The sequence below is a fragment of the Verticiella sediminum genome (assembly GCF_007558815.1).
Classification (GTDB): domain Bacteria; phylum Pseudomonadota; class Gammaproteobacteria; order Burkholderiales; family Burkholderiaceae_B; genus Verticiella; species Verticiella sediminum.
On the sequence record NZ_VLTJ01000013.1, the window covers coordinates 20,700 to 47,455 of the forward strand.

Below are 26,756 nucleotides of genomic sequence, written 5' to 3' on the forward strand. Positions count from 1 at the left end.
TAAGCGCGCATTCCCTTCACAGGACCTCGCGCGAGCCCTTTGATGTCTGTTCCTGGAGAGTTTTTCGTCATGATGCGCTATCCCCCCCATGCTCCGCGGCCACTGATCCTGTCGCGGCGGCGATTCGTGCAGGGACTGGCGGCGGGCGGCGTCCTGCTGGGGCTGTCCACGACCGCATTGAAGGCCGCCGCCCAGCAAGCGGGGGCCGCTGGCGGCACCGCCCCGGTGCTGCGGGGCACGGATTTCGATCTGATGATCGCCGAGTCACCCGTGAACTTCACCGGCCAGCCGGGCATGGCGACCACGATCAACGGCTCGCTGCCCGCGCCGACCCTGCGCTGGCGTGAGGGGGACACGGTCACCATCCGCGTCACCAATCGGCTGCGCGAGTCCACCTCCATCCACTGGCACGGCATCATTCTTCCCTACCAGATGGACGGCGTGCCGGGCATCAGCTTCGCCGGCATCGCGCCGGGGGAAACCTTCACCTACCGCTTCAAGGTCAGCCAGAGTGGCACCTACTGGTACCACTCGCATTCCGGCTTCCAGGAACTGACCGGCATGTACGGGGCGATCATCATCGACCCCGCCGGCCCTGAAACCATCCGTGCTGAGCGCGACCACGTTGTGCTGCTGTCGGACTGGACCGATGAAGACCCCATGCGCGTCTTCATGAAGCTCAAGACCCAGAGCGACTACTACAACTACCACCAGCCGACGGCGGTGGACTTCTTTCGCGAGGCCTCGCGCGACGGCCTCTCGGCCGCGCTGGACAAGCGCAAGATGTGGAACCAGATGCGCATGAGCCCGACCGACCTGGCGGACCTCTCGGCGCAGACCTTGACCTATCTGGCCAATGGCACCACGCCAGTGGGCAACTGGACCGGCCTGTTCCGTCCGGGCGAGCGCGTGCGGCTGCGCTTCATCAACGGTGCCGGCAACACCTTCTATGACGTGCGCATTCCGGGCCTGAAACTGAAGGTCGTACACGTCGATGGCGTGGATGTCGAGCCGGTCACGGTGGACGAGTTCCGCTTCGGCCCGGGCGAGACCTGCGATGTACTGGTCGAGCCGCATGACGATGCCTACACGATCTTCGCGCAGTCCATGGATCGCACGGGCTATGCGCGGGGCACGCTGGCGGTACGCGGAGGTCTGCAAGCCCCGGTTCCCACACTCGACCCAGTCGAATGGCTGGGCATGAGCGACATGATGGGTGCCATGAGCCACGGAGCGCCGGACCAGTCCATGGAAATGACCGGCATGACCGGGATGACGGGCATGACTGACATGACCGGGATGGGCGGAATGACGGGGATGGGCGCCGGCTCGATGGCCGGCATGGATCATGGGGCGATGGGCGGCATGAACCACGGCGGCATGAACCACGGCGGCATGGCGATGGATCACGGCCAGCACGGTGCCGCCGCGGGCGGACTGGCCGTGCCCAGCACCACCGCCCGCCACGCTCGCACCGAGTATGGCGCGAGCACGGACATGCGGGTCGACATGGCGCGCACCAACCTCGATGACCCCGGTATCGGTCTGCGCAACAACGGACGGCGCGTGCTGACCCTCGCGGACCTGCACACGCCCTCGGGTCCCATGGATGCCCGAGGCCCCGGCCGGGAAGTCGAACTGCACCTGACGGGCAACATGGAACGCTACGCCTGGTCCCTGGACGGGCTGGAGTTCGGGCAGTCCACGCCCGTGCACTTCCGTCACGGCGAGCGTCTGCGGGTCATTCTGCACAACGACACCATGATGACCCACCCCATGCATCTGCATGGCATGTGGAGCGAACTGGAAAGCCCCGATGGCCGCTTCCTCGCCCGCCGCCACACTTTGCCGGTGCAGCCCGCGCAACGCATCAGTTTTCTTGTGACGGCCGACGCGCTCGGACGCTGGGCCTGGCACTGCCATCTGATGTTCCACATGGATGCCGGGATGTTCCGCGAAGTCGTGGTGTCTTGAACAGAGCGCACAAGGAAGATAGAGAATGCCCAAAGCACTCCCCATTCATGCACTGACCGCGGCGGCGCTGGCTCTGGCGAGCGTTGCTGCGCAGGCGCAAGACGACCATGCGGCGCACGGTCATGCCGACACTCAGGCCGAGGCGCCCGCAAACACGCCCGCGGCCAATGCGGCCGATTCCCACACCGGTCATGCCGCTTCGGCGAGCGGCGCGGCAGCCGCCTCGGCCATGGATCACGGCAATATGCAGATGCAGGGCGGGGCAGCGCCGGCCGACGCGCGCGACCCTCATGGCTATTCCAATGGTCTGAAACTGGGCTCGGGCGACTACGCCGTTCCCGGTGTGCCGCGACTGGTGTTGGCCGACGAACATTTCTTCGCCTCGCTGCGGGCCGAAACCCTGGAGCGCCGTTTCACGCGCAAAGGGGACGATTCCACGGCCTACGACCTGCAGGCTTGGTACGGCACCACTTACAACAAGGCCGTCGTGAAGGCCGAGGGCGACATCGTCAAGGGAAAACTCGCCGAATCGCGTACAGAGTTGCTCTGGGGGCACGCCGTCGCTGCGTACTGGGACACGCAACTGGGTGTTCGCGTGGACAACGGCGAAGGTCCGAGTCGGCAGTGGCTGAGCTTTGGCATCCAGGGCCTGGCACCTTACTGGTTCGAGCTGGAGGCGACCGGTTACGTCGGCAGCGCAGGCAGGACGGCCCTGCGCATTGAAGCAAGCTACGAACTGCTGCTCACCCAGCGGCTGATTCTGGAGCCACGAACCGAGTTGCAGCTCTACGGCAAGGACGACCCGGAACGGGGCATCGGCAAGGGCCTCGCCGAAGTGTCCGCGGGCCTGCGCCTGCGCTACGAAATCAATCGCCAGTTCGCGCCGTACATCGGCGTGGAGCGGGCTGGCAGCTTCGGGCGAACGGCGGACTACGTGCGTGCTGAAGGCGGCCGCGCCCAGCAAACGCGCTGGGTGGCCGGCGTGCGCTTCTGGTTCTAGGGGGCAGACGCGCAGGCCCGTCCTACCGATCACGATCCGGATAGACATCTGTTTTTTCAACCACCGACCCCCCAACAGAGAATGACCATGCTTTCGATTCGCAACCTTCTCCTCCCCGTTGTCGCTGCGACGAGCGTTCTGCTGTTCAGCGCCGCCGCGCAGGCCCACCCGGAACTGCTCAAGTCCGATCCGCAGGCGAACGCCGAAGTGGCGGCTCCCGCCGAGATCGAGCTGCATTTTTCCGAGGAGCTGACCACCCAGTTCTCCGGCGCCAAGCTGGTCATGACCGGTATGCCGGGCATGTCCCACGGTCCCATGCCGGTGGAGGTCAAGGTATCCGGCGGCGAGGATGGAAAGACCATGGTGATCACCCCCGCCAAGCCCCTGATGACGGGGGACTATCGTGTGGAGTGGCGAGCCGTGTCGGCCGATACCCATCCCGTGACGGGGAACTTCTCCTTCAAGGTGAAGTGAACCATGGAGGGCTGGGGCAACATCGTCGTCCGCTTCGCCAGCTACGCCGACCTGATGCTGCTGTTTGGCCTGCCGTTGTTCGGCTTGTACGGCGTGCAGGGCAACGCTGCCGAAGCCCAGGCAACCTTCGGTTTTCGAAGGCTGCTCTTCTGGCTTGCGGTCGTTGGCCTCCTGGTGTCGGGCGTCGGCATGTTGATGCTGGCGCAGACCATGAGTGGCGTGAGCGAGATCGTCGAACTTGAACGTCATGTGTTCGGCATGATCATCACCGGCACCAACGTCGGCATCGCGTGGGTGGTCAAGATCGCATCGCTCCTGAGCATCCTGCTTTGCGCGTGGTGCTACAGGCGATCGCCCACGGCGAGCCTGGCGCTTGCCGCGTTGTTCGCAGCGGTCGGGCTGTCCACGCTGGTCTGGTCGGGACATGGGGCGATGGATACCGGCACACGCGGCGGCATCCATCTGGCGGCCGATACCTTGCACTTGCTCGGTGCTGGCGCCTGGCTGGGGGCGCTGGCCGCGTTTCTGCTGTTGCTGCTGCGCCCGGTCCAGGGCCAGGGCCGCGACGACGCCTACCAGCATCTGCTGCTCCTGCGCCAGGCGGTAACCGGGTTTTCGTCGGCCGGCACGCTCATCGTCGCGGTGCTGATCGTCACCGGCATCGTGAACTATCTGCTCATCGTCGGCCCGAGCCTTCAGGGCATGACATCCAGCCTTTACGGTGTGCTGCTGTTGGTGAAGCTGGGCCTGTTCGGTGCCATGGTGGCGCTGGCCGCGACGAATCGTTATCGGTTGGGGCCGCTGCTGGAACGGGCAAGGAGCTCCACAGAGATCGCTCGCGCCAAGCATGCCCTGTGCAAGAGCCTGGCGATCGAGACGACGGCCCTGACGCTGATCCTGCTGGTGGTCGCATGGCTGGGTACCTTGAGTCCATCCGGCAACACGAGACCCTACTGATTTCGACATACACAGTCGGCGCTCGCTGTCCCGACCCACTGAAGGAAGCGTCATCATGAACGAGCATCACGGCCACAAGGAATCGCCCCCACGCTTCTGGCGTTCCCGGTACGGGATCGGTCTGCTCGTTCTCGGCGCGATCGCGGGCTATTTCCTGCTCAAGGAACACACCGCGCATGTGGTCGGAGTCCTGCCTTTCCTGCTGCTTGCGGCCTGCCCGTTGATGCACATCTTCATGCACCACGGCCATGGCCACGGCGGACACAACCCTTCCTCCCACACGCCGTCTGATACGACACCGACCCAAGCACCGAATCCGGGTGCCGGCCCCAAAGTCAACGCACGCGACCAGCGCGGAGATCAGCCATGAGCCACGATCAACCCGCCTATGGCCTATGGCTGCTGGTGTTCTTCAACTCGGCCATCTTCATCCTGTTCGCCTTCAGCTTCTTCAAGCCGGCAACGGCGCGAGACTGGCGAACCTTCGGCGCGTTTGCCGCTTTCATCGTCGCGCTGTTCGTCGAGATGTATGGGTTTCCGCTGACCATCTATTTGCTATCGGGCTGGCTGCAGACCCGCTATCCGGGCCTGGACCTGCTCACTCACGACGCCGGCCACCTGTGGTGGACCTTGCTGGGTGAGAAAGGCGACCCGCATTTCGGCGTGCTGCACATCGCCAGCTACGTCGTGCTCGCCTATGGCTTCTACCTGCTGTCCAAGTCCTGGCAGGTGCTCTATCACGCGCAGCGCCGAGGCACCCTGGCCACGACAGGCCCCTATGCCCGCATCCGCCACCCCCAGTACGTGGCGTTCGTGCTGATCCTGCTGGGCTTCCTACTGCAATGGCCGACGCTGCTCACGCTGCTGATGTTCCCGATCCTCCTGGTCATGTACGGCCGTCTGGCGGTGAACGAGGAAGCCGAGATGCGGGCTCGATTCGGGTCGGAGTTCGAGCGCTACGCGCAAACCACGCCGCGGTTTTTTCCCCGCTGGCGGCAATCCCCCACGACCTGATGCGCCCGATCCATTGGCGCCCATCCATCCAAGGAGTCCATGACCATGAGTAATATCGATCTTGACGTTCAGGGCATGTCCTGCGGCGCCTGCGTCAAACATGTCACTGAAGCGCTCAAACCCCTGCCGGGGGTGCGAGAGGTGGAGGTTGATCTGGGTGCAGGCCGTGTTCGTGTCCGTGGCGATCTTGCCGAAGGCATCGATCCGCTGGTGTCGGCGCTGAAGCAAGCCGGCTATCCGGCGCAGCCCAGCGGCACTGAAGCCAGCACAGCGCCCGGCAACCGCCGCGGCGGCTGCTGCTGCGGATAACCCGCCCGGCACTGCGCGGGCGGAACCAGAACACTGTGCCGCCTACCCGGTCGAAGCAGATACACCCATCCAAGAGAAGTCGGAGAAACCGTTATGAGCCAGCCCCCGGAAAAAACACCCGCACGGGATATTCCCGCACAGGGGGCGCTGCCGCTGGGTAACACGGCTCCTGAAACGCATGGACACGGCGGCCACGCAGGTGAACCCGCAGCGAAGGAGTCCGGCGCAACCCCGGCGGGCGTGATCTACACCTGCCCGATGCATCCCGAGGTCCGACAGGATCATCCTGGCGCTTGCCCGAAATGCGGCATGACGCTTCAGCCCGTGCCGGCGGGGCAGGCCCCCCCCGAAGCCTCCGGCGCCAGCGGCAGCGTGGCGGGGCATCACCACCACGTACATGAGCATGGGCATGCCCAAGCACCGCAAGCCGTCCCGGCAGCAGCGGACCCGGCGCAGTCCCCGAAGCCTGCGGCGCCGGGCACCATCTACACCTGCCCGATGCACCCGCAGATCCGCCAGGACCATCCCGGCAATTGCCCGATCTGCGGCATGACCCTGGAACCGCTGCTGCCGGACCTGGACGACGACAATCCCGAGCTGCGCGATTTCTCCCGCCGCTTCTGGTGGACGCTGCCGCTGACCCTGGTGGTGCTGGCGCTGGCGATGTTCGGCGAGCGCCTGCATCTGATGGACATGGCCACGCAGAGCTGGCTGGAACTGGTGCTGTCGCTGCCGATCGTGCTGTGGGCCGGCTGGCCGTTCTTCTCGCGCGGCTGGCAGTCCGTGGTCCACCGCAGCCCCAACATGTGGACGCTCATCGGCCTGGGCACGGGAGCGGCCTTCGTCTATAGCGTCGTCGCCACCGCCGCGCCGGAGATATTTCCGGCGTCGTTCATCTCGATGGGCCGGGTCGGTGTTTACTTCGAGGCCGCGGCGGTCATCATCTCGCTGACCCTGCTCGGGCAGGTGCTGGAACTCAAGGCGCGCTCGCAGACCTCGGCGGCGATCAAGTCGCTGCTCGGCCTCGCGCCCAAGACCGCGCGCCGCATCGGCGCCGATGGCAGCGAGGAGGACGTGCCGCTGACCCACGTGCACGTCGGCGACCTCCTGCGCGTGCGGCCCGGCGAGAAAGTGCCGGTCGATGGCATGGTGGTCGAGGGCGCAAGCTCGGTGGACGAATCCATGCTGACCGGCGAACCGCTGCCGGTGAGCAAGCGCGAAGGTGACAAAGTCATCGGCGCCACGCTCAACACCAGCGGCGCGCTGGTTATCCGCTCCGAGCGCATCGGCTCGGAGACCGTGCTTTCGCAGATCGTGCAGATGGTGGCCCAGGCCCAGCGCTCCAAGGCGCCCATGCAGCGCATGGCCGATGTGGTCGCCGGTTACTTCGTGATGGTGGTCGTCGCCATCGCCATTGCGACCTTCTTCATCTGGGGCTTCTTCGGCCCGCAGCCGTCCTGGGTGTTTGGCCTGATCAACGCCGTGTCGGTGCTGATCATCGCCTGCCCCTGCGCGCTGGGGCTGGCCACGCCGATGTCGATCATGGTCGCCACCGGCCGCGGTGCGACCCAGGGCGTGCTGTTCCGCGACGCCGCCGCGATTGAGAACCTGCGCCGGGTCGATACCCTGGTCATCGACAAGACCGGCACGCTGACCGAAGGCCGCCCCGCCTTCGACCGCGTGGTCCCGGCCGAGGGCTTCACCGCCGAAGAGGTGCTGCGCCTGGCGGCCAGCCTGGACCAGGGCAGCGAACACCCGCTGGCCGATGCCATCGTGCAGGCCGCGCGTGCCCAGGGCCTCGCACTGAGCAAGCCGGAGAACTTCGAATCCGGTTCCGGCATCGGTGTGCGCGGACAGGTGGAAGGGCAGCCGCTGGCGCTGGGCAACACGGTGCTTATGGAGCAGGTCGGCGTCGCCGTCGATGCGCTCATGCCGCAGGCCGAATCCCTGCGCAGCGAAGGAGCCAGCGTGATGTACCTGGCGGTGGGCGCACGCCTTGCCGGCCTGCTGGCCGTCTCCGACCCGGTGAAGGCGAGTACGCCCGAGGCGCTGGCGACCCTCCGAGCGGCCGGCCTGCGGGTGATCATGGCGACGGGCGACGGCCTGACCACCGCGAAGTCGGTAGGCGCACGCCTGGGTATCGACGAGGTTCACGGCGAAGTGAAGCCGGCCGACAAGCTGACGCTGATCGAGCGCCTGCAGAAGGACGGCCGCGTGGTCGCCATGGCCGGCGACGGCATCAATGATGCCCCGGCGCTGGCCAAGGCCGACGTCGGCATCGCTATGGGCACCGGTACCGACGTGGCCATGAACAGCGCGCAGATCACCTTGGTCAAGGGCGACCTGCGCGGCATCGCCACCGCGCGCGGGCTGTCGGTGGGGACGGTGCGCAACATGAAGGAGAACCTGGTGTTCGCCTTCCTTTACAACGGCCTGGGCGTCCCGGTTGCCGCTGGGGTGCTGTACCCGCTCACCGGCTGGCTGCTGTCGCCGCTGATCGCCGCGCTGGCGATGAGCCTGAGTTCGGCTTCGGTGGTCGGCAATGCGCTGCGCCTGCGGCGCAGCAAGGTATGAACCCCCGATGGCTCAATCCTTGAACCTTCCGTGGATCGCGTCAAGATCGCGAACGACCGTGGCGGGCTCCTTGGCGAGCGGCAGGTTGTCCCGGTCCTGGATGCCGTCGTAGCCATCCGCAGGGTCGGCTGGCAGCGCCGAGAAAAGCGGCTCCAGATCGGTTTGCGCGGCGCCGCGTTCGGCGACCAGTTCAAAGGTCTTGCGGTTCGCGGCGGGCGAGGTCAGCGAGGCGACCAGGACCCGGGCGATCTGGGCGCGGGCAACCACGCCGTCGGACGGTGACCCTGCCCAGTGTGTGTCGCCTTGCCGAAGCACCAGGCGCTGCTGGTCGGGGGCGTTGTAGTCGAACCATCCGGGCCGCACGATGGTGTAAGGCAGCCCGCTGGCGCGCACGTACCTTTCCCCGCGACGCTTCCAGTCGTGGCCGACGCTGGGTTTGGTGACGCCGACCGCGGTCATCAGAGCGATCCGTGCCGGGGCCTTCAGAACGCTCAGAACATTGCGCACCGCACCGTAGTTCACCTGTTCGGCGCCTTTCGGATCGTTGCCGCCGATACCGTGGGTGAAGACGATGCCAGTGACACCGTCCACTGCCTCGTGCAATGTCTCGGCACGGGTCAGGTCGCCGACGACGACCTGTACGCCATCGGGAAACAATCCGGCCTGGGCCGGATCGCGCACCAAAGCCCGCGTCTCGTACCCCAGCCTGAATGCTTCCGCGACGGCCGGTCTGCCAATGCTGCCGCTTGCTCCGACGACCAGAACGACAGGTTTGTCCGTACTCATGATTTTCTCCTTTTCGGGATCGCGCCCGATGTCTGCTCTGCCATCCTTTGATTGCACTGCCGTCTGCGACTGCTGCGATCCTGCGATGGCGGTTCCGGACAGCATTGAAGGAATCAACAGAAACGTGAGCAATAAATTGATCGTGTAGCGATTCAATTCGCGCACTCCCTTGGGTAAATATCAATCCGATTTCACATCGCACCTGTCCACCAGCGAGTGAATTGCTGCGTCTCGTTGTCGAGCAGCAGCAGCGCGCCCGGGTTCGGCGTCAGCAGGCGATACGGCCGGCCCTGGCTCGCCTGGTCGATCTGCTTCAGTGGCTCGTCCCAGTCATGCGCGGCAATACTGAAGCGGCCCACGTGCGCGGGCAGCAACACCTTGGCCTGCAAGTCCACCGCTGCCTGCGCGGCCTGTTCCGGAAACATGTGAATGTTGGCCCAGCGCCGGTCGTACTGGCCCATGTCCAGTGCCACGAGATCGAAGCCGCCGAAGCGTTCGCCGATCTCGCGAAAGTGTGGGCCATAGCCACTGTCGCCGCTGAAGAAGAGCCGACGCTGCGGCGTCTCCAGCGCAAAGGCGACCCACAAGGTCTTGTTGCGCGTCAGCATGCGGCCCGAATAGTGCCGCGCCGGCAGGACGTGGATGCGCAGGCCCGGCACAAGTTCCAGAATGTCGTTCCAGTCTGCCTCATGGATGCGATCGGCCGGATAGCCCCAGCGGTCGAAGAATTCCCCCACGCCCAGCCCGACGACGACCTGTCCGACCGTGGGCAGCAGCGCCTTGGCGCTGGGATAGTCCAGGTGATCCCAGTGATCGTGCGTGATCAGCATCGCGTCGATGGGAGGCATGTCTTCGGCTGTGTATGGCGACGTGCCGGAGAAGGCCGGGTTGGTGTGCGGGAACGGGCCGGCGTTGGTGCTGAATACCGGGTCGATCAGAATGCGCTTGCCGGCCGCCTGCACGAAGTACGACGAATGGCCCATCCACACCACTGCATCCTCGTCCAATGGCAGTGCCTTGAGATCGACACGTGTGGAGGGGAGATCCATCGACGGTCTGAGGTTCGGGTTGCGATCAAACAGCATCGAAATCACGTTGGACGCAAAGCTGGTGTCCTGCGTACGCATCGGCGTGTCGATGAGGTTGCGGAACTCACCGTTCACATAGTGGGGCGAACGTTCGATTGCCTGTAGGCGCGCTCCTGAGGGCAGCGCGCCGAACATGGGATGTTGCAGGTAGGCATAGCCGGCCGCGGCCAGGGAAACACCCAGAACCAGCAGTATCAACGCGGTACGACGCAACCATTTCTTCATCGACTGATTTCTCTACCCAGAATGCCGGCGCCATTACGCTTCAATTTCCACCATGCGCCGGCGGGCTCGAGTGCGGTCGAAGTTGCGTCGGCCTTACGTCACAGGGTTCGAGCGTAGAACGGCTTGAGCTTGCCGAGTGCTGCATCCACATATTCGGGAACCCAGTAGGTTTCGATATGGGTCGCACCCTCGATCTTGAACAGTTCCTTGTCCGTCGTGCCGGTGGCTTTGGGGAAGGCATCCTCGGTCATGTAGAGGCTGTCGGCCTTGCTGCCGGCGATCATCAGCAGCGGCTGGTCGATCAGCTCGATCTGGTCGGTGGCATCCCAACGCATCAGGTCCAGCAAGCTGCTCGTGGTGTACTTGAAGGTCGAGCCGGGATGGGCGTGCGTCCTCCAGTAGTACTCGTAGCCCTGTCGATACATGTCGAACGGCAATGCGGCGATCTGCTCGTCCGTCATGTCTGCGTCGCCTGAATACAGGACTTCTCCACCCGCCTTTTCCTGGGCGCGCGCCTCCGAAGCCTGTCGCAGCCGCTCCTGGATGGAGTCCAGTTGCGAGTCCTCGAAGCCATTGCGGCGAACCCGTCCGGAGTTGAACATGCTCAGCGTCGCAATCGACTTGAAGCGCTTGTCGGATTTCGCGGCGGACAACGAATAGCCACCGCCGCCGCAGATGCCGAGCAGACCCAGACGTGCGGAATCGACACCCGGGTACTGAGTGATGAAGTCCGCCGCGCCGTGGATGTCCTCGATGCGGAATTGCGGTTTGTCCGTGCTGCGAGGCTCGCCAGCGCTGCCGCCCTGGTACGCGGCATCCATGGCGATCGTGATGTAGCCCTGCTCGGCGAGGTGCTGGGCATACAAGCCGGCGACCTGCTCCTTCACCCCGCCGTTCGGGTGCGCCACGACGATTGCAGGATATGTATTCTGCGGATCGTAGTTGGCCGGGGTGTAGACGTTGGCAACGATATCCAGGCCGTTGAGCTTGTAGGTGACCGGGTGGATGTTGACCTTGCCCGGTTCGTTCTTCGTGATGGCGCCGGCATACACGAGCGTAAACGGATTCTTCTTGTAGTCGGCTGCGACAGCGGTAGTCGTCATTGCTGGAACTCCGATAATTGCACACGAGAAAGCGAGCGCGGATGCTCCGAGGAGCTCGCGCCGCGTCTTGCTTACGACGTCACTATTCATTGGATTGATGGAAAGGCTACGTTTTACGAACCAAGGGCGCATCATCGTTTCGGGGGCGCTTCGACGCCCGTGGCCGACAGAACGGCCGGTGAAAGACGGGCGCCCCGGATGGGAATGGCCGCCACGGCGGCGTTCAACTCCGCCAACTCGGCGGCGCTGAAGGAAATCGAGGCGGCGGCGACGTTCTCTTGCAGATGGGCCACGTTCGTGGTACCCGGGATCGGCACGATCCAGGGCTTCTGGGCCGTCAGCCAGGCCAGCGACAACTGTGCCGGCGTGACGTTCTTGCGAGCCGCCCAGGCCTTGACCAGATCCGCGAGCGCCATGTTGGCCGGCAGCACATCGGGTGCGAAGCGCGGGACCGCCGCGCGGAAATCCTGCTCTTCGAAACGGCTCGTGGCGTCGACGGTGCCGGCCAGAAAGCCCATGCCCAGCGGGCTCCAGGGCACGAAGCCGATGCCCAGTTCCTCGCACAGCGGCAGAACCTCGGCTTCGGGGCCGCGATACAGCATCGAGTACTCGTTCTGGATGACGGCCACAGGGTGTTCCTTGTGCGCGCGGCGGACCGTCTGCAGCCCTGGCTCGGACAAGCCGTAGTGCAGCACCTTGCCCTGTTTGATCAGGTCCTTGATCGTGCCGACCACGTCCTCGATCGGCACGTTCGGATCGACACGATGCTGGTACAGCAGGTCGATGCGGTCCGTGCGCAGGCGCCGCAACTGGGCCTCGACGACTTGCCGGATGTGCTCGGGGCGGCTGTTCACGCCGCCACGTCGTTCACCTGTCGCCGGGTCGACATCGAAGCCGAACTTGGTGGATATGACGGCGCGATCGCGCCGGCTGCCCTGCAGCGCCGCGCCGAGAAGCTCTTCCGACATGAAGGGGCCATAGACCTCGGCGGTGTCGAACAGCGTCACGCCCAGGTCCGCCGCGCGGCGAATGAGCGCGACACCGCCTTGCCGGGTGGTGCTGCTGGAGTACAGGTCAACGACCCCTTGCGGGCCGCGGCCGGGATGCCACTGGACCCCCAGGCCGATGGGAAACACCTCAAAGGGGCCCAGGCGCCGGCTGGCGGCGGGCCGGGGGCCGGAAGTCGGTTTGCCCGCGGCCGCGCCGGATGTATTGGCCGCCCCAGCGCAGGCTGACAGCAGCCACGGCGCAACGCCCAGCGTGGCGGCAGCCATCAGCAACCGGCGACGAGGGATTTGATCGACCTGGTGTGTGTCTGCCCTTGGCGTGGTCTTCGGTATTGTGCGTTTCATAGGAATACTCCCTCAGGTCAGAAATTGCGCTCCCGAAGGATGTACAGGACCGTAGCTATCGATGCCGGCATCCCTCGCTTGTTTGCCGCAGTCTGTGCTCTCGCGTCAGTCCAGATCTTTCTCCTCGAGAAACTCCGACACCAGATTTGCGATCTGGACGTTGTTCAGGTCGGACATCAGGAAGTGCGTGTTGCCCCGGATGCCGATCTCCGGCAGATGCACTAGCTGCGCGTCGCCACCATGCTTGTTGATGGCGTCGACCCAGAGGCGTGCCATGGCCAGGCGCACCCGCCAGTTGTCCTGACCGCGCTCCGTGGTCGGTTCGACCGGAAAGTTGTCGCCGTAATAGATGACGATGGGGACGCGAGTGAGCCTCTCGAAATCCGCAAGCGGCACCGCCTCGGGCGTCAGCGTGCCCGCCGCACTCGGCATCTCCCGGGGGAGTTCCCCCTCGGGGAAGATGAACCCGCTGCCAGGTTCGAGGGCGACGATACCCTTGACGTTCTCGCTCTTGATCGCCGTCAGCCAACCCGGCCCGCCAGCCTGCGAATGCGAGAACAGGATGCCGGGACCCGTCTTGTCGAACAGCGCGGCCATCGCATCTGAGATCACGTCGGCGTCGTAAGGCCCGGTGTTCGGCGTGACCGAACGGAAGAACTGATCCAGCGTCTCGGGCTTGCGGTCGAACTGGACGTTGTCGAAATAGTCCGGCCACTTGCCGATCCGGAATTGATCGAAGAACAACTGATCGAAAGGCGTGGGTTCGATCGTCGCCGCTACGGTGCTGTTGCCCGCCCGGCCGCGACGGGGCTGATCGACGAGATAGACCGGAAAGCCGCGACGCAGGAAGAGGGTTTGGAAGCCTTCACGGCCGTCCGACGTGGTTTCCCAACTGCGCGCGGACTGGTAGGCGCCATGCAACATGACGATGGGAAGCGGCTTGGGATTCTGCGGGATCTGATAGAAGGCATAGAGGTGATCGCCGTGGAACGTCTGGCCTTGAGCAGCCGGGTTGTTGTTGTCGTACGTGCCGGGGGTGCTCACCACTTTTCCGCCGGCAGCGAAGCTGCCTTGTTCCTGGATCACCAAGGGGCCGGTGGAACGACTTGGACCCGCGGGAAGGGCGGTGCAGGCGGTGAGCGAGGTCAGCGTCATGATGCTGAGCAATGCCTTGGCAACGTTCATGTTCAGCGTCCCGGAGCGGCAGCCAGCGCCTTGGTCAGGGCCGCACTCGCGCGCTCGGCTGCCTGTTCGTCTCCGCGCTCGGCCAGGACCTGAGCGACTTGGCGCAACTGCGCAGCGCTCAGACCCACCCGCATGCTGGCGCGTGTATGCGAGAGCAACTGTGCCTCTACGCCCGGTGTTGCCGCCAGTGCTCCGACGGTGGCCAACTCGCGGCTCTGCCAATCGAGGTTGTCGCGCTCGAAGATGTCGCCGAACAGATGGGCCTGCAGGAACTGGTTGATGACGGGCGCAAAATCCATGACTGGACCTGTCACCGGTGCACCGGAGATACGGGTCTGATTGGCCCTTCCCACCGCAACCAGCTCATCGCCGGTAGGAATGGCGCGGCTGGGTTCGTCTCCCGGTGCGTCCTGGATGCCGCGTTGCTTGCGTTCTTCCACGACCTTCAGCAACTCACCGAGCGCGTTGAGGCTTTTCGGGAATCCGACATACGCGTAGAGCTGCACCAGGATTTCCTTGGCCTCGCTGATGGCCAGGCCCGCGTCCAGTCCATGGTTCAAGGCCGCGTTCAGCCTGGGCATGTCGCTCGTGGCCATGAAGGCGGCGATCAGGGGAATGGTCTGCTGCTTGGCGGACAGCGTGTCGGAAGTGGCTGGTGTCGTCATGGCTTGCGGTGCCTCGGTGCTTTGAGCGGCGTGACTCGGCGCCAGCGTCAGCCCCAGGCTCAGGGTCAGCACGGCGATCAGCGCGCGGGTCTTGCGATCCTTTGCGGTCTTGTCATGGGTCATCGGGTAGCAGTTCCATCCGTTGCTCGTTTCGGCCAGCACGCGCGTCGACCAGGGTCTGGCGGCATGGCACTGGCGTAAGGCAAAAGAGGGCCGAGCCGTGGCTTGTGTCGGCCCCTCCTTTCCAATGTCCGAAATCCTACGGGATGCGGACGATTCGATTAAGCCCTGCACTCCGCATGCACTACTGAGCTGAACTCATGAATTCCCGGGCGTGGACGCACGTCGACGTCGGCGGCTCGAACGCCGAGGTTGCGGCGAGGACGCTCCCGACTCCGGGCGGAGGGACTGGCTACTGCGACCCGACTACGCTCGATGTCGCAAGGCGTCGACAACGACGGCCAGCGCACCGGACGATTGGCGTCGGCTCGGGTAATAAAGGTGGTATCCGGTATAAGGACTGCACCAGTCGTTCAGCACACGAATCAGCCGCCCTGCGGCGATGTGTTCCAGCACCATGTCCTCGGGAACGTAGGCCAGACCGTAGCCGGCCAGGGCTGCCCGGACAATGGAGGAACTGTTGTTGAAAACCCATTGCCCGCTTACCGGAAACTTGGCTTCTTGACCATTCTTGTCAAGGTCCCAGGGAAGGAAACCGCCGTGCGTCGGCAGTCGCAGCCGGATGCAATTGTGCTCGTGCAGCTCGTGCGGCGAGCGGGGCCGGGATCGTGTGGCGAAGTATTCGGGTGAGCCAGCGACGGCCATGCGCAAGTCCGGACTGATGCGCACGGCGATCATGTCCTTGGCCACCTGGTCTCCCGCGCGAACGCCCGCGTCGAAGCGCTGGGAAACGATGTCTGCCATTGCGTAGTCGATGGTGATCTCGACATTGATGTCGGGATAGTCCGCCATGACCTTGGAGAGTTTGGGCCAGAGGACGCTGGTAGCCGGGTGTTCGGCCGATGTAATGCGCACGGTCCCCACCGGCTTGTCGCGCAGCTCCTTCACCGCGGCCACCTCGGCGTCGATTTCCTCGAATCGCGGCGCCACGCCGTTGAAAAGGCGTTCACCCGCTTCGGTGGTCGCGATATTGCGTGTGGTGCGCGTCAGCAACCGGACCCCCAGGCGGGTCTCCAGGCCTCGAACGGCATGGCTCAGCGCAGAAGGCGATACCCCGAGCAGCGCCGAGGCCCGGGTAAAACTGCCTTCACGCACGACATGGACGAAGGCAAGGACGTCATTGAAAGTCTTCAGCGCCATGGATCACTTCTCCTGCGGCGGATAGCGCAACGCATCGATCAGCACGCTCATCGCGCGAGAGGGCTGCCGACGGCTGGGGTAGTAGAGGTGATACCCCGGAAACGTCGGGCACCAATCCTGGAGCACAGGCTGTAGCCGGCCTTTGGCGATATGGGGCCGTGCCACTTCCTCCGGCACGTACCCGAGACCGAAGCCGGCCAGCGCGGCCTGAAGGATGGGCTTGGTCCGGTTGAAGACGAGCTGGCCCTCGACGCGCACGTTGACCCGGTGCTTGCCCTTCTTGAGTTCCCAGGCGTAGAGGTCCCCATGGCTCATCAGTCGCAGATTGATGCAATCGTGATCGGCCAGATCCTGTGGTTTCAAGGGGGGCGGGCGTTTGGCCAGATAGCCGGGCGAGCCGACGATCGCGATGCGCATGTCCGGGCCGATGCGCACGGTAGTCATATCCCGGGCCAGATTGTCACCGAGGCGCACGCCCATGTCGTACCGCTGCGCGACGAGGTCGATGAAGCGCGACTCTGCGGCGACCTCCACCTTGATCAAAGGGTACTTGGGAAGCAGCTTCGCAAGCCTCGGCCAAAGCACCGCCTCGGCGGCATTCTCCGTGGCGGTGATCCGGATGGTGCCTGCCGGCTTGTCGCGCAGTTCCCCCACGGCCATCAGCTCCGCCTCGATCTCCTGGAAGCGGGGGTCGATGTTTTGCATCAATCGTTCCCCGGGCTCCGTCGGAGAAACACTGCGGGTCGTCCGCGTCAGCAGCCGCACCCCCATCTTGGCCTCGAGTGCACGGATCAGATGACTCAACGCTGATTGGGACACGCCGAGTTGCGCCGCGGCGCGCGTAAAGCTTCGCGCGCGCGCGACCGCAATGAACGCCAGCAGGTCGTTGTAGCTGTCTTTCGCCATCTATGAGTTCACCTCACAAGTATTTGCCGATTTTACTATCTAGTCGGATGAGAGCGTGATCGGTACATTCGTAACTGAGGCAGTCCGACGGCGAAGCCGTTAAACCATGCGGCCATCCACTCGTTCGCAATCGTCGTATCGAGCCCGGGGGGAACGGCCGATGCAAGCAGCCTGCAATCCGATCTGCATCAGGCAAATACGGTGCGGCGCGGCTAGCCGATACTGGGCGTCGCTTCAAGGCTTTGAGGGAGTACGACAATGCAAAAGCGCAAACTTGGAAACAGCAATCTGGAAGTCTCGGCCCTGGGGCTGGGCTGCATGGGCTTGAGCCACGGCTATGGACCGGCCACGGACGCCGGGCAGGCGGTCTCGCTGATCCGTGCTGCTGTCGAGCGCGGCGTGACGTTCTTCGACACGGCCGAGGTCTACGGCCCCTACCTCAACGAGGAAGTCGTCGGCGCAGCGCTCGCACCGGTACGCGACCAGGTGGTGATCGCCACCAAGTTCGGTTTCACCTTCGGCGACGACAACAAGCAGCAGATCCTCAACAGCCGGCCCGAACACATCCGCTGGGCCGTCGAAGGCTCGCTCAAGCGCTTGAAGACCGATGTGATCGACTTGCTCTACCAGCATCGGGTCGATCCCGATGTGCCGATCGAGGACGTGGCCGGCACGGTCAAGGACTTGATCGCCGAAGGCAAGGTCAAGCACTTCGGCCTGTCCGAAGCCGGTGTCCAGACCATCCGTCGCGCGTATGCGGTGCAACCCGTCACGGCCTTGCAGAGCGAGTACTCGCTGTGGTGGCGCGAGCCCGAGCAGGAAATCCTGCCGGCGCTCGAAGAACTCGGCATCGGTTTCGTTCCCTTCAGCCCGCTGGGCAAGGGCTTCCTGACCGGCGCCATCAAGGACGGAGCGACCTTCGGGAGCGACGACTTTCGCAGCAAAGTGCCGCGCTTCTCGCCGGAAGCGATCAAAGCGAACCACGCCTTGGTGGACCTGCTCGGCCAGCTTGCCAAGGACAGGGGCGTGACGGCTGCGCAGGTCGCGCTCGCCTGGCTGCTGGCGCAAAGGCCGTGGATCGTGCCGATTCCCGGAACGACCAAGGTGCACCGGCTGGAGGAGAACCTGGGCGCCGCCTCCATCGAACTGTCGCAGACCGATCTCGGCAGGATCGCGCAGGCCCTGGCGGAAGTCAGGATTCAAGGCGACCGCTATCCCGCCGCGCTACAGGCGCGCGTGGGGCGATGACCTCAGGCAGACGCGCATGACTTCAGCTCATGATTCGACTCGGCGCAAGGTGATGGCGGCGCTCGCGGCACTTCCCTTGGCAGCCAGCAGGGCCCAGGGCAGTGAAGCGCGCCGGCAAGGATCGCGAACCCTCGTGGCCTATTTCTCCCGGTCGGGCAACACGCGTGTCGTCGCCGGCCTGATCCATCGCGCTCGCGGCACGGATCTGTTCGAGATCAAGCCGGCCAGGCCCTACCCCGAGGACTATCCGGAGACGGTGGCGCAAGCCAGCAAGGAGAGCGACAGCGGCTACGAGCCGGCCTTGGAAGCCAAGGTGAGCGCCATCGCGGATTACGACACGGTGTTCCTCGGCTTTCCGATCTGGGGCGAAACCGCGCCACCGATCATCCGCTCCTTTCTGTCCGAGCACGACCTGTCCGGCAAGACCCTGATCCCGTTCATCACCCACGGCGGCTACGGACTCGGCAAGAGCCAGGCCGTCCTCGCCAGCTATGCACCCAAGGCGCGCTTGCTCGATGGCTTCGTCATGGAGATGGACCAGGAGCGGCGAACGATGGAGCGCGTGACGAGCTGGCTGAGCGATGTCCCGAGCACATGAAGAGCCTTGCGGTCACTGCCGTTCGCTGGAGACCCATTCGGTTCTTCCAAGCCAGTGCCCGCACACACAGGAACCCACTATGCAACAAGTCACTTTGAACAATGGTGTCGTGATGCCGATCCTCGGCTACGGCGTTTACCAGATCCCCGATCCGCAGGAATGCGAGCGCTGTGTTGCCGATGCCATCGGCGCCGGCTACCGGCTGATCGACACCGCGGCTTCCTACCTCAACGAGGAAGCGGTCGGCAGGGGCCTCAAGAAGGCCGGCGTGCCGCGTGCCGACCTTTTCGTGACCACGAAGTTGTGGGTGCAGGACGCCGGCTACGAACGGACGCGGCAAGCCATCGACAAATCACTGCGCCGTCTGCAACTGGACTATGTCGACCTGTACCTGATCCACCAGCCCTTCAGCGATGTGCACGGGTCGTGGCGAGCCATGCAGGACGCCCTGAAGGAAGGCAAGGTGCGCGCCATCGGCGTCAGCAATTTCCAACCCGACAGGCTGATGGACATCATCGGTTTCAACGACGTCGTCCCCGCCGTGAACCAGGTGGAGGTCAACCCGTTCCACCAGCAAGAGGAAAGCGTGGCCTTCATGCGCGAGAACGGTGTGCAGCCCGAGGCCTGGGCGCCCTTCGCCGAAGGCCGCAACAACCTGTTTCAGAACGAGGTGCTGCTGGACATCGGCCGCAAGCACGGTCGATCGGTCGGCCAAGTCGTGTTGCGCTGGGTGGTACAGCGCGGCATCGTGGCGCTCGCCAAGTCGGTGCGCAAGGAACGGATGGAGGAGAACCTCCGGGTCCTGGACTTCGCACTGGAAGAGACCGACATGGCCCGCATCGCTCAGCTCGAAACCGGCGTAAGCAGCTTCTTCTCGCACCGTGACCCGGCCATGGTCAAGTGGATGAGCGAGCGCCAGCTTGACATTTGATCGGGTTCTGCGCACGGGGGCGGATTCTCCTATGTGGGCTCAGTGCACGAAGGCTTCCCCTACGCTGAGGAGGTCAGCAGGCAGGGGTTCAGTCTTCGTGCTGAAGTACCGCGCGGGGCAAGGCGGCAGGGCGGCCACCGAGGATCTGGCCGCAGCAATTTCGGATGTATTCCAGAACGCCGGCTCGCTCGAGGTCGGCACGGACGGCTACTCGCTGTGGGGCAGTTCCGCCGGCGCCCGCATGGCGGCGGCGATCGGCTCGCATGGCACCAGCGCCTTTGGCGGTTCACCGCTGCCCAAACCCGCCGTCGTAGTGATGGCGTACACCGCCCGTTCGGAGGTCACCGCCTCCGAGCCGCCCACCTTCGTCGTTGTGGGCGATCGGGACTCCATCGCACCGCCCGCCGCGATGGAGGGGCGAATTGCTGCGCTTGGCCGCATCGGAACGTCGTTCGAGTACCAGAAGTATGCGGGTGTGGGGCATGGATCCGGAACGGGTCACGGCACCAGTGCCCAGGGCTGGATTGGTCGAGCCATCCAGTTCTGGGAGAAGGAAATCAAGAGAACACCTTGAATCGACTAAGGAAATTTCAGAAAGGATGAATATGAAACTAGCTGCAGCCGCCGCCATTGCTCTGTCTATCGGCGTATCAACCGCCTACGCGACCGACGAGGCGCCGATCACGGTCACGCGAGTCGGCTCCCAGCCTTCCAGCGCCGGCGCCGAGCAGAACTTCACCGGCTCGGTATTCGTGGACTCCCGTTTTCAAGCTGGCGCGCCCGCGCGCGTGGGGGGCGGCGTCGTGACCTTCGAGCCCGGCGCGCGCACGGCCTGGCATACGCATCCGCTCGGCCAGACCCTCATCGTCACGTCAGGCGTGGGACGGGTTCAGAAATGGGGCGACGCCGTGCAGGAGATCCGTCCCGGCGACGTGGTGTGGATTCCGCCCGGCGTCAAACACTGGCACGGTGCCGGCCCCACCGTGGGCATGAGCCACATCGCGATCGCCGAATCCCTGGATGGCAAATCGGTGGATTGGATGGAAAAGGTCAGCGAGGAGCAGTACGGACAGTGACGTCCCAGAACCCGACGTACAAGGAGGACACCCCATGAGCTACACGCTCGATATCAACGGCAAGCAGCACGTCGCCGACGTGGACGGCGACACCCCTTTGCTATGGGTGTTGCGCGATGTGCTCGGTATGACCGGCACCAAGTACGGCTGCGGGATGGCGCTGTGCGGTGCCTGTACGGTCCACATGGGGGGCGCGGCGATCCGATCGTGCGTGACGCCGGTCCAGGCCGCCGCCGGCCAGGCGATCACGACCATAGAGGCGGTACATACCACGGACGTGGGTCGCGCCGTACAGAAGGCCTGGCTCGATGTGGATGTGGTGCAGTGCGGCTACTGCCAGTCCGGCCAGATCATGTCCGCCATAGCGCTGCTCGCGCAGACGCCTGCGCCCAGCGATGAGCAGATCCGCGAGGGCATGGCCGGCAACATCTGTCGCTGCGGCACCTACGAGCGTATCCATGCTGCTGTGAAGCAGGCCGCAGGCCAGATTCCGAGCCGCAAGGAGGCTTGAGATGCAAGACGCCGAACTCCTCTCCCGCGTCCGACTCTCGCGCCGCAGCCTGCTCAAGGCGGCCGGTGCTGGCGGTGCACTGCTCTTGAGCGTGCAACTGCCGTTGCTCGCCAAGAAGGCGATAGCCGCGGAACCCGAGGACGCAGCTCCCACCACGTTCAACGCTGTAGTGCGCATCGGCGCAGATGACGTGGTGACGCTGGTGATGCCTCGCGTCGAGATGGGCCAAGGCACCTATACCGCGGTGCCGATGCTCATTGCCGAAGAGCTGGAAGTGGACCTCGCACAGGTGCGGCTCGAACACGCACCCGCCGATGACAAGCTCTATGCGCTGCCGGGCGGTGGCGTGCAGGTGACCGGGGGCTCCAACTCCGTACGCACCTCCTGGCTTCCCATGCGCCAAGCCGGCGCGGCCGCCCGCATGATGCTGGTGGCCGCCGCCGCGCAGGCCTGGGGCGTGGACGCCAGCGCGTGCAGGGCCGAGACCGGCAGTGTCGTCCATACCCCCAGCGCCCGCCGCTTGCGCTACGGCGAACTCGCGGCTCGTGCCGCCGAGTTGCCCGTTCCCGACGAGATCCCGCTCAAGGACCGCGCTCAGTTCCGGATGATCGGCGGCGACCAGAAGCGGCTCGACGGCCCCGAGAAGGTCAATGGCACAGCACGCTTCGGCATCGACGTGCAGCTACCCGGCCTGCTCGTGGCCACCGTGGCTGCGAGCCCCGTGCCCGGCGGGCGCGTGAAAAGCGTGAACACCGAGGCGGCGCAACTCGTGCGCGGCGTGCGCCAGGTGGTGCAGCTCGATGACGTGGTGGCCGTCGTGGCCGACCACATGGGGGCGGCGCGCAAAGGATTGGCGGCGGCTCAGGTGCAATGGGACGACGGCCAGGCCGCCGGCTATTCGACCGAAACGATGATCGCGGAACTGGCCAAGGCCTCGGAACAGGAGGGCGCCACGGCCCGCAACGAGGGCGACGTGGCGGCCGTGCGGGAAGGTGCGCAGGCCAACGGCCATCGCACCATCGAGGCCGTCTATCAGCAGCCCTTGCTGGCGCAGGCGCCTATGGAGCCGATGAATTGCACCGTGCACCTGCGTCCCGACGAGTGTGAACTGTGGCTGGGCACGCAGGTGCCCACCCGCGCCCAGGCCATGGCCGCCGAGGTGACGGGTCTGCCCTTGGAGAGGGTGCGGGTGCACAACCACCTGCTCGGTGGCGGTTTCGGCCGACGGCTGGACGCGGACTACGTCACCCAGGCCGTGCGCATCGCCCGCGAGGTGAAGGGCCCCCTCAAGGTGGTCTGGACACGCGAAGAGGACATGCAGCACAGCACCTACCGCCCCTACCACTACAACCGCTTGAGCGCTACGCTGGATGCGCAGGGCAAACCCATCGCTTGGCATCACCGCGTCACGGGCTCGTCCATCATCGCGCGCTATGCGCCGGCCGGCTTCAAGAACGGCCTCGACACGGATGCGATCCGCGATGCGGCCGGGCCATACGAATTCCCGAATCTGCTGGTGCAATACGTGCGCCAGGACCCTCCCGCGGGCCTGCTGACCGGCTGGTGGCGCGGCGTGGGCCACATGCAGAACGCGATTCCGGTGGAGTGCTTCATCGACGAACTTGCCCGGTCCGCGGGGCAGGACGCCATCGCCTTTCGCAAACCGCTGCTGGCCAAGCACCCGCGTGCGTTGAAGGTGCTGGAGGTCGCAGCGGAGAGATCCGGCTGGGGCCAGCCCCTGCCCGAAGGCCGCGGGCGTGGTCTTGCCTTCACGCTGTCGTTTCGTACCTATGCGGCCCAGGTGGTCGAGGTCAGTGTCGACGCCGAAGGCAACGTGAAGCCCGAGCGCGTCGTGACCGTAGTAGATTGCGGCCAGCAGGTGTCGCCCGCCACGGTGGAGGCGCAGGTGCAAGGTGGCATCGTCTTCGGCCTGTCGGCTGTGCTGTTCGGCAACATCTCGATCAAGGACGGGCGTGTGGAGCAGTCCAACTTCCACGACTATCGCGTGCTGCGCATGAACGAGATGCCGGTGATGGAAACCCATGTCATCCCGAGCACTGAAGACCCGACTGGCATCGGCGAGATCTCCACCGTCGTCATCACGCCGGCAGTGCTCAATGCCATCCACGACGCCACGGGCAAGCGGATACGCCGTCTGCCCATGAGCCCGGCGGATCTCAAGAGGGCATGACGCCAGCCATGCAGGCGAACGGGACGGCGTCTCGCACGCCGTACCCGGCCTGCATTGGAAAGCGCGATGCCATGAAGCGGCCAGGCGTTCACCAACCATCATGATATGCCGGCCCGTCTTCAAGCCTCTTTCAGCGCTCACTTCTTCGTGATGCCGGCGAGCGTGATATTGGATCTCCAGCGTGCGATCTCCGAACTGACGAGGCTGTCGAGTTCCGCAGGAGTCATTTTCATGGGCGTCAAAGCCATTGTCTGCAGGGTTTCAGCGATGTGCGGCATGCTGAGGATCTCGTTGATCTCCTCGTTGAGCCGAGCAATGATGGCGGGATCGGTTTTGGCCGGTGCGAAGAAGCCATTCCAGGCAACGACTTGCACCTCCGGCAGGCCGGCTTCGGCCATCGTCGGCACCTGCGGATACAACGGATGGCGTTCTTGGTCGGCGACACCCAGAACCTTGAGCCGTCCTCCGTGGACGAGGGTCAACGGCGAATACGCATCGGTGAACAGGAAATCCAGGATTCCGCCGGCGAGATCCTGAAGGGCCTGCGGGGAGCCCTTGTATGGCACATGGGTGAAGTTTATTTTCGTGCTGGTTCCCAAGAGCGCTCCAGCGACTTGGCCCGCAGTGTTGCCGCTGCCGTAGTTGAGCGGCTTCTCCGAGGCAGCCTGCTGCTGGGCGATCTTCAGAAAGCCCGCCACATCCTGCGCAGGAAAATCGTTCTTGACCAACATGATCATGGGCACGCTGACAAGGCCGGCGATTGCGGTGAAATCCTTCTGAGGGTCGTAGGGAAGTTTGTTGTACAGACTCAGGTTCGCTGCGTGCGTAGAGTTGGTGCTCAGAAAAATGGTGTACCCGTCCGGCGCCGCCCGCTTGGCCGCTTCTGCACCGATGATGCCGTCCGCCCCCGGCATGGTCTCGACGACGAAGGGTTGTCCGAGCCTCTTGGCCAACTCCGCCCCGACCAGGCGGGTACTGGCGTCCGCAGAACTTCCTGCGGGAAAGGGAACGATGATCTTGACCGGTCGTGTGGGGTAGCCTTGTGAAGCCGCTGTCGATGGCGTGGCGAGCGCCATGGCCGCTGCGAAGATGAACATCGTTGGAATGAGCTTGTTCTTATACATGCTTGTCTCCTTGAAAATGAACAGAAATTGAACTCAGACGAGTGGTCTTGCGTCTTCGAGGGGGCAGCGATCCTTGCGAAATGCGTTGAGAGGGTTTGTCGTGTACTGCCTGAAGCGTTTGCTGCGCGTCATGTGGCGTGGTGGATGAATTTGGGATGCATGAACGCCTCCAAGCCCTCGCGTCCACCTTCGTTGCCGTATCCGCTGCTCTTGATGCCGCCGAAGGGAGCCTCGATCTGCGACACCGCAAAGCTGTTGATGCCCACCCCGCCGGCCTGCAGTTCGTCGCCTACGGCTACCGCCGTCGCCGCCGACTGCGTGAATGCATATGCGGCCAGGCCATAGGGCAGTCGGTTGGCTTCGGCAAGGCCGTCTTCCAGCTTCGAGAAGCGGCTGACCAGCGCCAGCGGACCGAAAGGCTCCACATGCATGGCTTTGGCGCTGTCGGGAACATCCGCGATCAGGCTGAGCGGCCAAAAGTTGCCGCGCGGCTGTGTTCTGCGGCCGCCGGCGACCAGTCGGCCGCCCTGCGCCAGGGCATCACCCACTAGTTCCTCCATGGCTTGCAGCCTGCGCGTGTTGGCCAGTGCGCCCATCTGGTTGGCTGGGTCCAGCCCCGGGCCCACCGCGAGCTGTTCCATGGCTTCGCCATAGCGGCGCACGAATTCGTCGTGAATGCCTTGCTGCACGATGAAGCGTGTGGGCGAGGTGCAGACCTGGCCCGCGTTGCGGCTCTTGCCCTGGATGCAGGTGGCGACCGTCCTGTCGAGATCGGCGTCATCGAAGACGAGTACGGGGGCGTGCCCGCCCAGTTCGAGCGTGCAGGGCTTGACGCCGTCCGCAGCCAGCCGTGCAAGCTGCCGGCCTACCGGCGTGGAGCCTGTGAAGGTGACCTTGCGGATGATGTCCGAGCGGATCAGATGCGTCGAGACTTCGGCGGGTACGCCGAACACCAGGTTCAGCGCGCCGGGCGGCAGGCCGGCATCGGCCAGGGCCTGCGCCAGTGCGATCGCGGATGCCGGCGTTTCCTCCGAGGGCTTCATCACCACCGTGCAACCGGCCGCCAGCGCACCTGCCATCTTGCGTGCCGGCAAGGCGGCGGGGAAGTTCCAGGGGGTGAAGGCGACCACCGGGCCCAGGGGCTGCGGCAGGACCATCTGCCGCGCGCCGGGCAACCGGGCAGGCATCAAGCGGCCGTTCGCGCGCAATGCCTCGGCGGCGTACCAGTCAAAGGTTTCCGCTGCGTGCATGAACTCGAAGGTCGACTCCGCGAGCGTCTTGCCCTGTTCCAGGGTCATCAGCGGTCCTAGCGCCACCGCACGCTCGCGCAGCAGATTCGCTGCCCGCTGCAGCACGCCGGCGCGGTCCACGGCGGGTTTGCGCCGCCAGATCTCGAAGGCCGCCGCACTGGCCTCCAGCGCGTCGTCCAGATCCGTACGGCTGGCCCGCGGCACCTGCGCCAACGTCTGCTCCGTAGCCGGGTCACGCACCTCGGTGCACGTTCCGTCGCCGCCCTCTCGCCATTCACCTGCGATGAACATGAGAGGTCTCGTATAGTGGGTGGACATGCCTGTTTCCTTTGTTGGCTGAAGTTCTTCGATTCGGTGCCGTGTCAGCCCGCGGCCAGGTAATCGCTGTCGTCCACCGGCTCCATCCAGTCCACGCTCTTGCCGTCGACGTGCTCCTGGATCGCGATGTGCGTCATGGCCGTCGTGGGGCTTGCGCCGTGCCAGTGCCGTTCGCCCGGGGCGATCCAGACCACATCGCCGGGGTGGATGGCCTGCGCGGGCTGGCCTTCCCGCTGGACCCGGCCCGAGCCTGCCGTCACGATGAGGGTCTGCCCCAAGGGATGTGCATGCCATGCGGTGCGCGCGCCCGGCTCGAAGGTGACGCTTGCGCCCCGCACGCGGGCGGGCGAGGGCGGCTCGAACAAGGGGTCGACACGGACCGCGCCGATGAAGTTCTGTTGTGCCGTGCAAGACGGCGTGGATCCTATTCGCTTGATTTCCATGGCAGATTCTCGTCAGATTGGATTGGACGCGCGGTATGCGCATGCGAGTCAAGCCAGGAGCATCGGCGACCAAGGCCGCTGTTCCGGGTACGCGCAAGGGCGGATGGAGGGATTCGACTCTCTATGACTGTCGG

The 26,756-nt window shown here is 64.8% G+C and carries 26 protein-coding genes; 15 read left to right on the forward strand and 11 right to left on the reverse strand.

Translation table 11 applies throughout. The features are described 5' to 3' along the window. The first annotated feature begins 69 nt into the window (after window positions 1-69). From FOZ76_RS07960 to FOZ76_RS07995, 8 genes are all read left to right on the forward strand, one after another. Complete coding sequence (locus FOZ76_RS07960) at window positions 70-1,974, forward strand: copper resistance system multicopper oxidase (protein ID WP_143947618.1); 1,905 nt, start codon at window positions 70-72, stop codon at window positions 1,972-1,974. A gap of 25 nt (window positions 1,975-1,999) precedes the next feature. Beyond that, window positions 2,000-2,974 carry a copper resistance protein B gene (locus tag FOZ76_RS07965; RefSeq protein WP_211366110.1) on the forward strand — a complete coding sequence of 325 codons (975 nt, stop codon included), beginning with the start codon at window positions 2,000-2,002 and terminating at the stop codon, window positions 2,972-2,974. Between the two features lie 87 nt (window positions 2,975-3,061). After that, window positions 3,062-3,448, forward strand: coding sequence for a copper homeostasis periplasmic binding protein CopC (gene copC / locus FOZ76_RS07970; RefSeq protein ID WP_143947619.1), 387 nt, complete (start codon window positions 3,062-3,064; stop codon window positions 3,446-3,448). Between the two features lie 3 nt (window positions 3,449-3,451). Further along, the gene (gene copD / locus FOZ76_RS07975) at window positions 3,452-4,405 is read left to right on the forward strand and encodes a copper homeostasis membrane protein CopD (protein ID WP_143947620.1); all 954 of its coding nucleotides are present in this window, start codon (window positions 3,452-3,454) and stop codon (window positions 4,403-4,405) included. Between the two features lie 55 nt (window positions 4,406-4,460). Then, window positions 4,461-4,775, forward strand: a complete 315-nt coding sequence (locus FOZ76_RS07980) for a DUF2933 domain-containing protein (protein WP_143947621.1) — start codon at window positions 4,461-4,463, stop codon at window positions 4,773-4,775. Beyond that, a complete protein-coding gene (locus FOZ76_RS07985) occupies window positions 4,772-5,419 on the forward strand; it encodes a methyltransferase family protein (protein ID WP_143947622.1) in 648 nt (215 codons plus the stop codon). The genes FOZ76_RS07980 and FOZ76_RS07985 overlap by 4 nt, the downstream gene beginning before the upstream one ends. 45 nt (window positions 5,420-5,464) lie before the next feature. Beyond that, on the forward strand, window positions 5,465-5,728 hold the full coding sequence (locus tag FOZ76_RS07990) for a heavy-metal-associated domain-containing protein (protein WP_143947623.1): 264 nt from the start codon (window positions 5,465-5,467) through the stop codon (window positions 5,726-5,728). Window positions 5,729-5,821: 93 nt separating this feature from the next. After that, window positions 5,822-8,302 carry a copper-transporting P-type ATPase gene (locus FOZ76_RS07995; RefSeq protein ID WP_246129345.1) on the forward strand — a complete coding sequence of 827 codons (2,481 nt, stop codon included), beginning with the start codon at window positions 5,822-5,824 and terminating at the stop codon, window positions 8,300-8,302. Between the two features lie 12 nt (window positions 8,303-8,314). On the opposite strand, the gene FOZ76_RS08000 is transcribed toward FOZ76_RS07995, so the two are convergent. From FOZ76_RS08000 to FOZ76_RS08035, 8 genes are all read right to left on the reverse strand, one after another. After that, complete coding sequence (locus tag FOZ76_RS08000) at window positions 8,315-9,244, reverse strand: SDR family oxidoreductase (RefSeq protein WP_143947624.1); 930 nt, start codon at window positions 9,242-9,244, stop codon at window positions 8,315-8,317. Between the two features lie 35 nt (window positions 9,245-9,279). After that, window positions 9,280-10,401 (reverse strand): MBL fold metallo-hydrolase, encoded by a 1,122-nt coding sequence (locus FOZ76_RS08005; RefSeq protein ID WP_143947625.1) that lies wholly within the window; start codon window positions 10,399-10,401, stop codon window positions 9,280-9,282. A 98-nt stretch (window positions 10,402-10,499) separates the two neighbouring features. After that, on the reverse strand, window positions 10,500-11,504 hold the full coding sequence (locus tag FOZ76_RS08010) for an alpha/beta hydrolase (protein ID WP_246129346.1): 1,005 nt from the start codon (window positions 11,502-11,504) through the stop codon (window positions 10,500-10,502). 131 nt (window positions 11,505-11,635) lie between these two features. Then, entirely contained in the window at window positions 11,636-12,778 is a 1,143-nt protein-coding gene (locus FOZ76_RS08015; RefSeq protein ID WP_211366113.1) for an aldo/keto reductase, read from the reverse strand. 183 nt (window positions 12,779-12,961) lie between these two features. Further along, entirely contained in the window at window positions 12,962-14,041 is a 1,080-nt protein-coding gene (locus tag FOZ76_RS08020; RefSeq protein ID WP_143947628.1) for an alpha/beta hydrolase, read from the reverse strand. Between the two features lie 2 nt (window positions 14,042-14,043). Continuing rightward, a complete protein-coding gene (locus tag FOZ76_RS08025; RefSeq protein ID WP_143947629.1) occupies window positions 14,044-14,829 on the reverse strand; it encodes a carboxymuconolactone decarboxylase family protein in 786 nt (261 codons plus the stop codon). A gap of 303 nt (window positions 14,830-15,132) precedes the next feature. Then, complete coding sequence (locus FOZ76_RS08030; protein ID WP_143947630.1) at window positions 15,133-16,026, reverse strand: LysR family transcriptional regulator; 894 nt, start codon at window positions 16,024-16,026, stop codon at window positions 15,133-15,135. A 3-nt stretch (window positions 16,027-16,029) separates the two neighbouring features. Next, the gene (locus FOZ76_RS08035; RefSeq protein WP_143947631.1) at window positions 16,030-16,932 is read right to left on the reverse strand and encodes a LysR family transcriptional regulator; all 903 of its coding nucleotides are present in this window, start codon (window positions 16,930-16,932) and stop codon (window positions 16,030-16,032) included. Window positions 16,933-17,190: 258 nt separating this feature from the next. Here FOZ76_RS08035 and FOZ76_RS08040 point away from each other — a divergent pair, with 258 nt between their 5' ends. From FOZ76_RS08040 to FOZ76_RS08070, 7 genes are all read left to right on the forward strand, one after another. Further along, window positions 17,191-18,180, forward strand: a complete 990-nt coding sequence (locus tag FOZ76_RS08040) for an aldo/keto reductase (RefSeq protein ID WP_143947632.1) — start codon at window positions 17,191-17,193, stop codon at window positions 18,178-18,180. Between the two features lie 133 nt (window positions 18,181-18,313). Continuing rightward, entirely contained in the window at window positions 18,314-18,778 is a 465-nt protein-coding gene (locus FOZ76_RS08045) for a flavodoxin (protein WP_246129347.1), read from the forward strand. Between the two features lie 79 nt (window positions 18,779-18,857). Continuing rightward, window positions 18,858-19,709 carry an aldo/keto reductase gene (locus tag FOZ76_RS08050; protein WP_143947634.1) on the forward strand — a complete coding sequence of 284 codons (852 nt, stop codon included), beginning with the start codon at window positions 18,858-18,860 and terminating at the stop codon, window positions 19,707-19,709. A gap of 97 nt (window positions 19,710-19,806) precedes the next feature. Then, the gene (locus FOZ76_RS08055; protein WP_211366116.1) at window positions 19,807-20,283 is read left to right on the forward strand and encodes an alpha/beta hydrolase; all 477 of its coding nucleotides are present in this window, start codon (window positions 19,807-19,809) and stop codon (window positions 20,281-20,283) included. 31 nt (window positions 20,284-20,314) lie between these two features. Beyond that, window positions 20,315-20,785, forward strand: a complete 471-nt coding sequence (locus FOZ76_RS08060) for a (R)-mandelonitrile lyase (protein WP_143947635.1) — start codon at window positions 20,315-20,317, stop codon at window positions 20,783-20,785. Window positions 20,786-20,819: 34 nt separating this feature from the next. Beyond that, on the forward strand, window positions 20,820-21,296 hold the full coding sequence (locus FOZ76_RS08065; RefSeq protein WP_143947636.1) for a (2Fe-2S)-binding protein: 477 nt from the start codon (window positions 20,820-20,822) through the stop codon (window positions 21,294-21,296). Window position 21,297: 1 nt separating this feature from the next. Next, entirely contained in the window at window positions 21,298-23,487 is a 2,190-nt protein-coding gene (locus FOZ76_RS08070; RefSeq protein ID WP_143947637.1) for a xanthine dehydrogenase family protein molybdopterin-binding subunit, read from the forward strand. Between the two features lie 137 nt (window positions 23,488-23,624). On the opposite strand, the gene FOZ76_RS08075 is transcribed toward FOZ76_RS08070, so the two are convergent. From FOZ76_RS08075 to FOZ76_RS08085, 3 genes are all read right to left on the reverse strand, one after another. Next, the gene (locus FOZ76_RS08075) at window positions 23,625-24,611 is read right to left on the reverse strand and encodes a Bug family tripartite tricarboxylate transporter substrate binding protein (protein WP_143947638.1); all 987 of its coding nucleotides are present in this window, start codon (window positions 24,609-24,611) and stop codon (window positions 23,625-23,627) included. A gap of 128 nt (window positions 24,612-24,739) precedes the next feature. Continuing rightward, window positions 24,740-26,152: an NAD-dependent succinate-semialdehyde dehydrogenase gene (locus tag FOZ76_RS08080; RefSeq protein ID WP_246129348.1), complete on the reverse strand. Its 1,413-nt coding sequence runs from the start codon at window positions 26,150-26,152 to the stop codon at window positions 24,740-24,742. A gap of 71 nt (window positions 26,153-26,223) precedes the next feature. After that, the gene (locus FOZ76_RS08085) at window positions 26,224-26,622 is read right to left on the reverse strand and encodes a (R)-mandelonitrile lyase (RefSeq protein ID WP_143947640.1); all 399 of its coding nucleotides are present in this window, start codon (window positions 26,620-26,622) and stop codon (window positions 26,224-26,226) included. Between the last annotated feature and the right edge of the window lie 134 nt (window positions 26,623-26,756).

Bases quoted from the DNA above. Each gene is read 5' to 3' on its own strand.
- FOZ76_RS07980 (WP_143947621.1), top strand. From the start codon at position 4,461: ATGAACGAGCATCACGGCCACAAGGAATCGCCCCCACGCTTCTGGCGT.
- FOZ76_RS07990 (WP_143947623.1), top strand. From the start codon at position 5,465: ATGAGTAATATCGATCTTGACGTTCAGGGCATGTCCTGCGGCGCCTGC.
- FOZ76_RS08065 (WP_143947636.1), top strand. From the start codon at position 20,820: ATGAGCTACACGCTCGATATCAACGGCAAGCAGCACGTCGCCGACGTG.
- FOZ76_RS08080 (WP_246129348.1), bottom strand. From the start codon at position 26,152: ATGTTCATCGCAGGTGAATGGCGAGAGGGCGGCGACGGAACGTGCACC.
- FOZ76_RS08085 (WP_143947640.1), bottom strand. From the start codon at position 26,622: ATGGAAATCAAGCGAATAGGATCCACGCCGTCTTGCACGGCACAACAG.
- FOZ76_RS08075 (WP_143947638.1), bottom strand. From the start codon at position 24,611: ATGTATAAGAACAAGCTCATTCCAACGATGTTCATCTTCGCAGCGGCC.
- FOZ76_RS07960 (WP_143947618.1), top strand. From the start codon at position 70: ATGATGCGCTATCCCCCCCATGCTCCGCGGCCACTGATCCTGTCGCGG.
- FOZ76_RS08040 (WP_143947632.1), top strand. From the start codon at position 17,191: ATGCAAAAGCGCAAACTTGGAAACAGCAATCTGGAAGTCTCGGCCCTG.
- FOZ76_RS08015 (WP_211366113.1), bottom strand. From the start codon at position 12,778: ATGGCTGCCGCCACGCTGGGCGTTGCGCCGTGGCTGCTGTCAGCCTGC.
- copC (WP_143947619.1), top strand. From the start codon at position 3,062: ATGCTTTCGATTCGCAACCTTCTCCTCCCCGTTGTCGCTGCGACGAGC.
- FOZ76_RS08020 (WP_143947628.1), bottom strand. From the start codon at position 14,041: ATGAACGTTGCCAAGGCATTGCTCAGCATCATGACGCTGACCTCGCTC.
- FOZ76_RS08060 (WP_143947635.1), top strand. From the start codon at position 20,315: ATGAAACTAGCTGCAGCCGCCGCCATTGCTCTGTCTATCGGCGTATCA.
- FOZ76_RS07985 (WP_143947622.1), top strand. From the start codon at position 4,772: ATGAGCCACGATCAACCCGCCTATGGCCTATGGCTGCTGGTGTTCTTC.
- FOZ76_RS07995 (WP_246129345.1), top strand. From the start codon at position 5,822: ATGAGCCAGCCCCCGGAAAAAACACCCGCACGGGATATTCCCGCACAG.
- FOZ76_RS08010 (WP_246129346.1), bottom strand. From the start codon at position 11,504: ATGACGACTACCGCTGTCGCAGCCGACTACAAGAAGAATCCGTTTACG.
- FOZ76_RS08035 (WP_143947631.1), bottom strand. From the start codon at position 16,932: ATGGCGAAAGACAGCTACAACGACCTGCTGGCGTTCATTGCGGTCGCG.
- FOZ76_RS07965 (WP_211366110.1), top strand. From the start codon at position 2,000: ATGCCCAAAGCACTCCCCATTCATGCACTGACCGCGGCGGCGCTGGCT.
- FOZ76_RS08070 (WP_143947637.1), top strand. From the start codon at position 21,298: ATGCAAGACGCCGAACTCCTCTCCCGCGTCCGACTCTCGCGCCGCAGC.
- FOZ76_RS08025 (WP_143947629.1), bottom strand. From the start codon at position 14,829: ATGACCCATGACAAGACCGCAAAGGATCGCAAGACCCGCGCGCTGATC.
- FOZ76_RS08005 (WP_143947625.1), bottom strand. From the start codon at position 10,401: ATGAAGAAATGGTTGCGTCGTACCGCGTTGATACTGCTGGTTCTGGGT.
- FOZ76_RS08050 (WP_143947634.1), top strand. From the start codon at position 18,858: ATGCAACAAGTCACTTTGAACAATGGTGTCGTGATGCCGATCCTCGGC.
- copD (WP_143947620.1), top strand. From the start codon at position 3,452: ATGGAGGGCTGGGGCAACATCGTCGTCCGCTTCGCCAGCTACGCCGAC.
- FOZ76_RS08030 (WP_143947630.1), bottom strand. From the start codon at position 16,026: ATGGCGCTGAAGACTTTCAATGACGTCCTTGCCTTCGTCCATGTCGTG.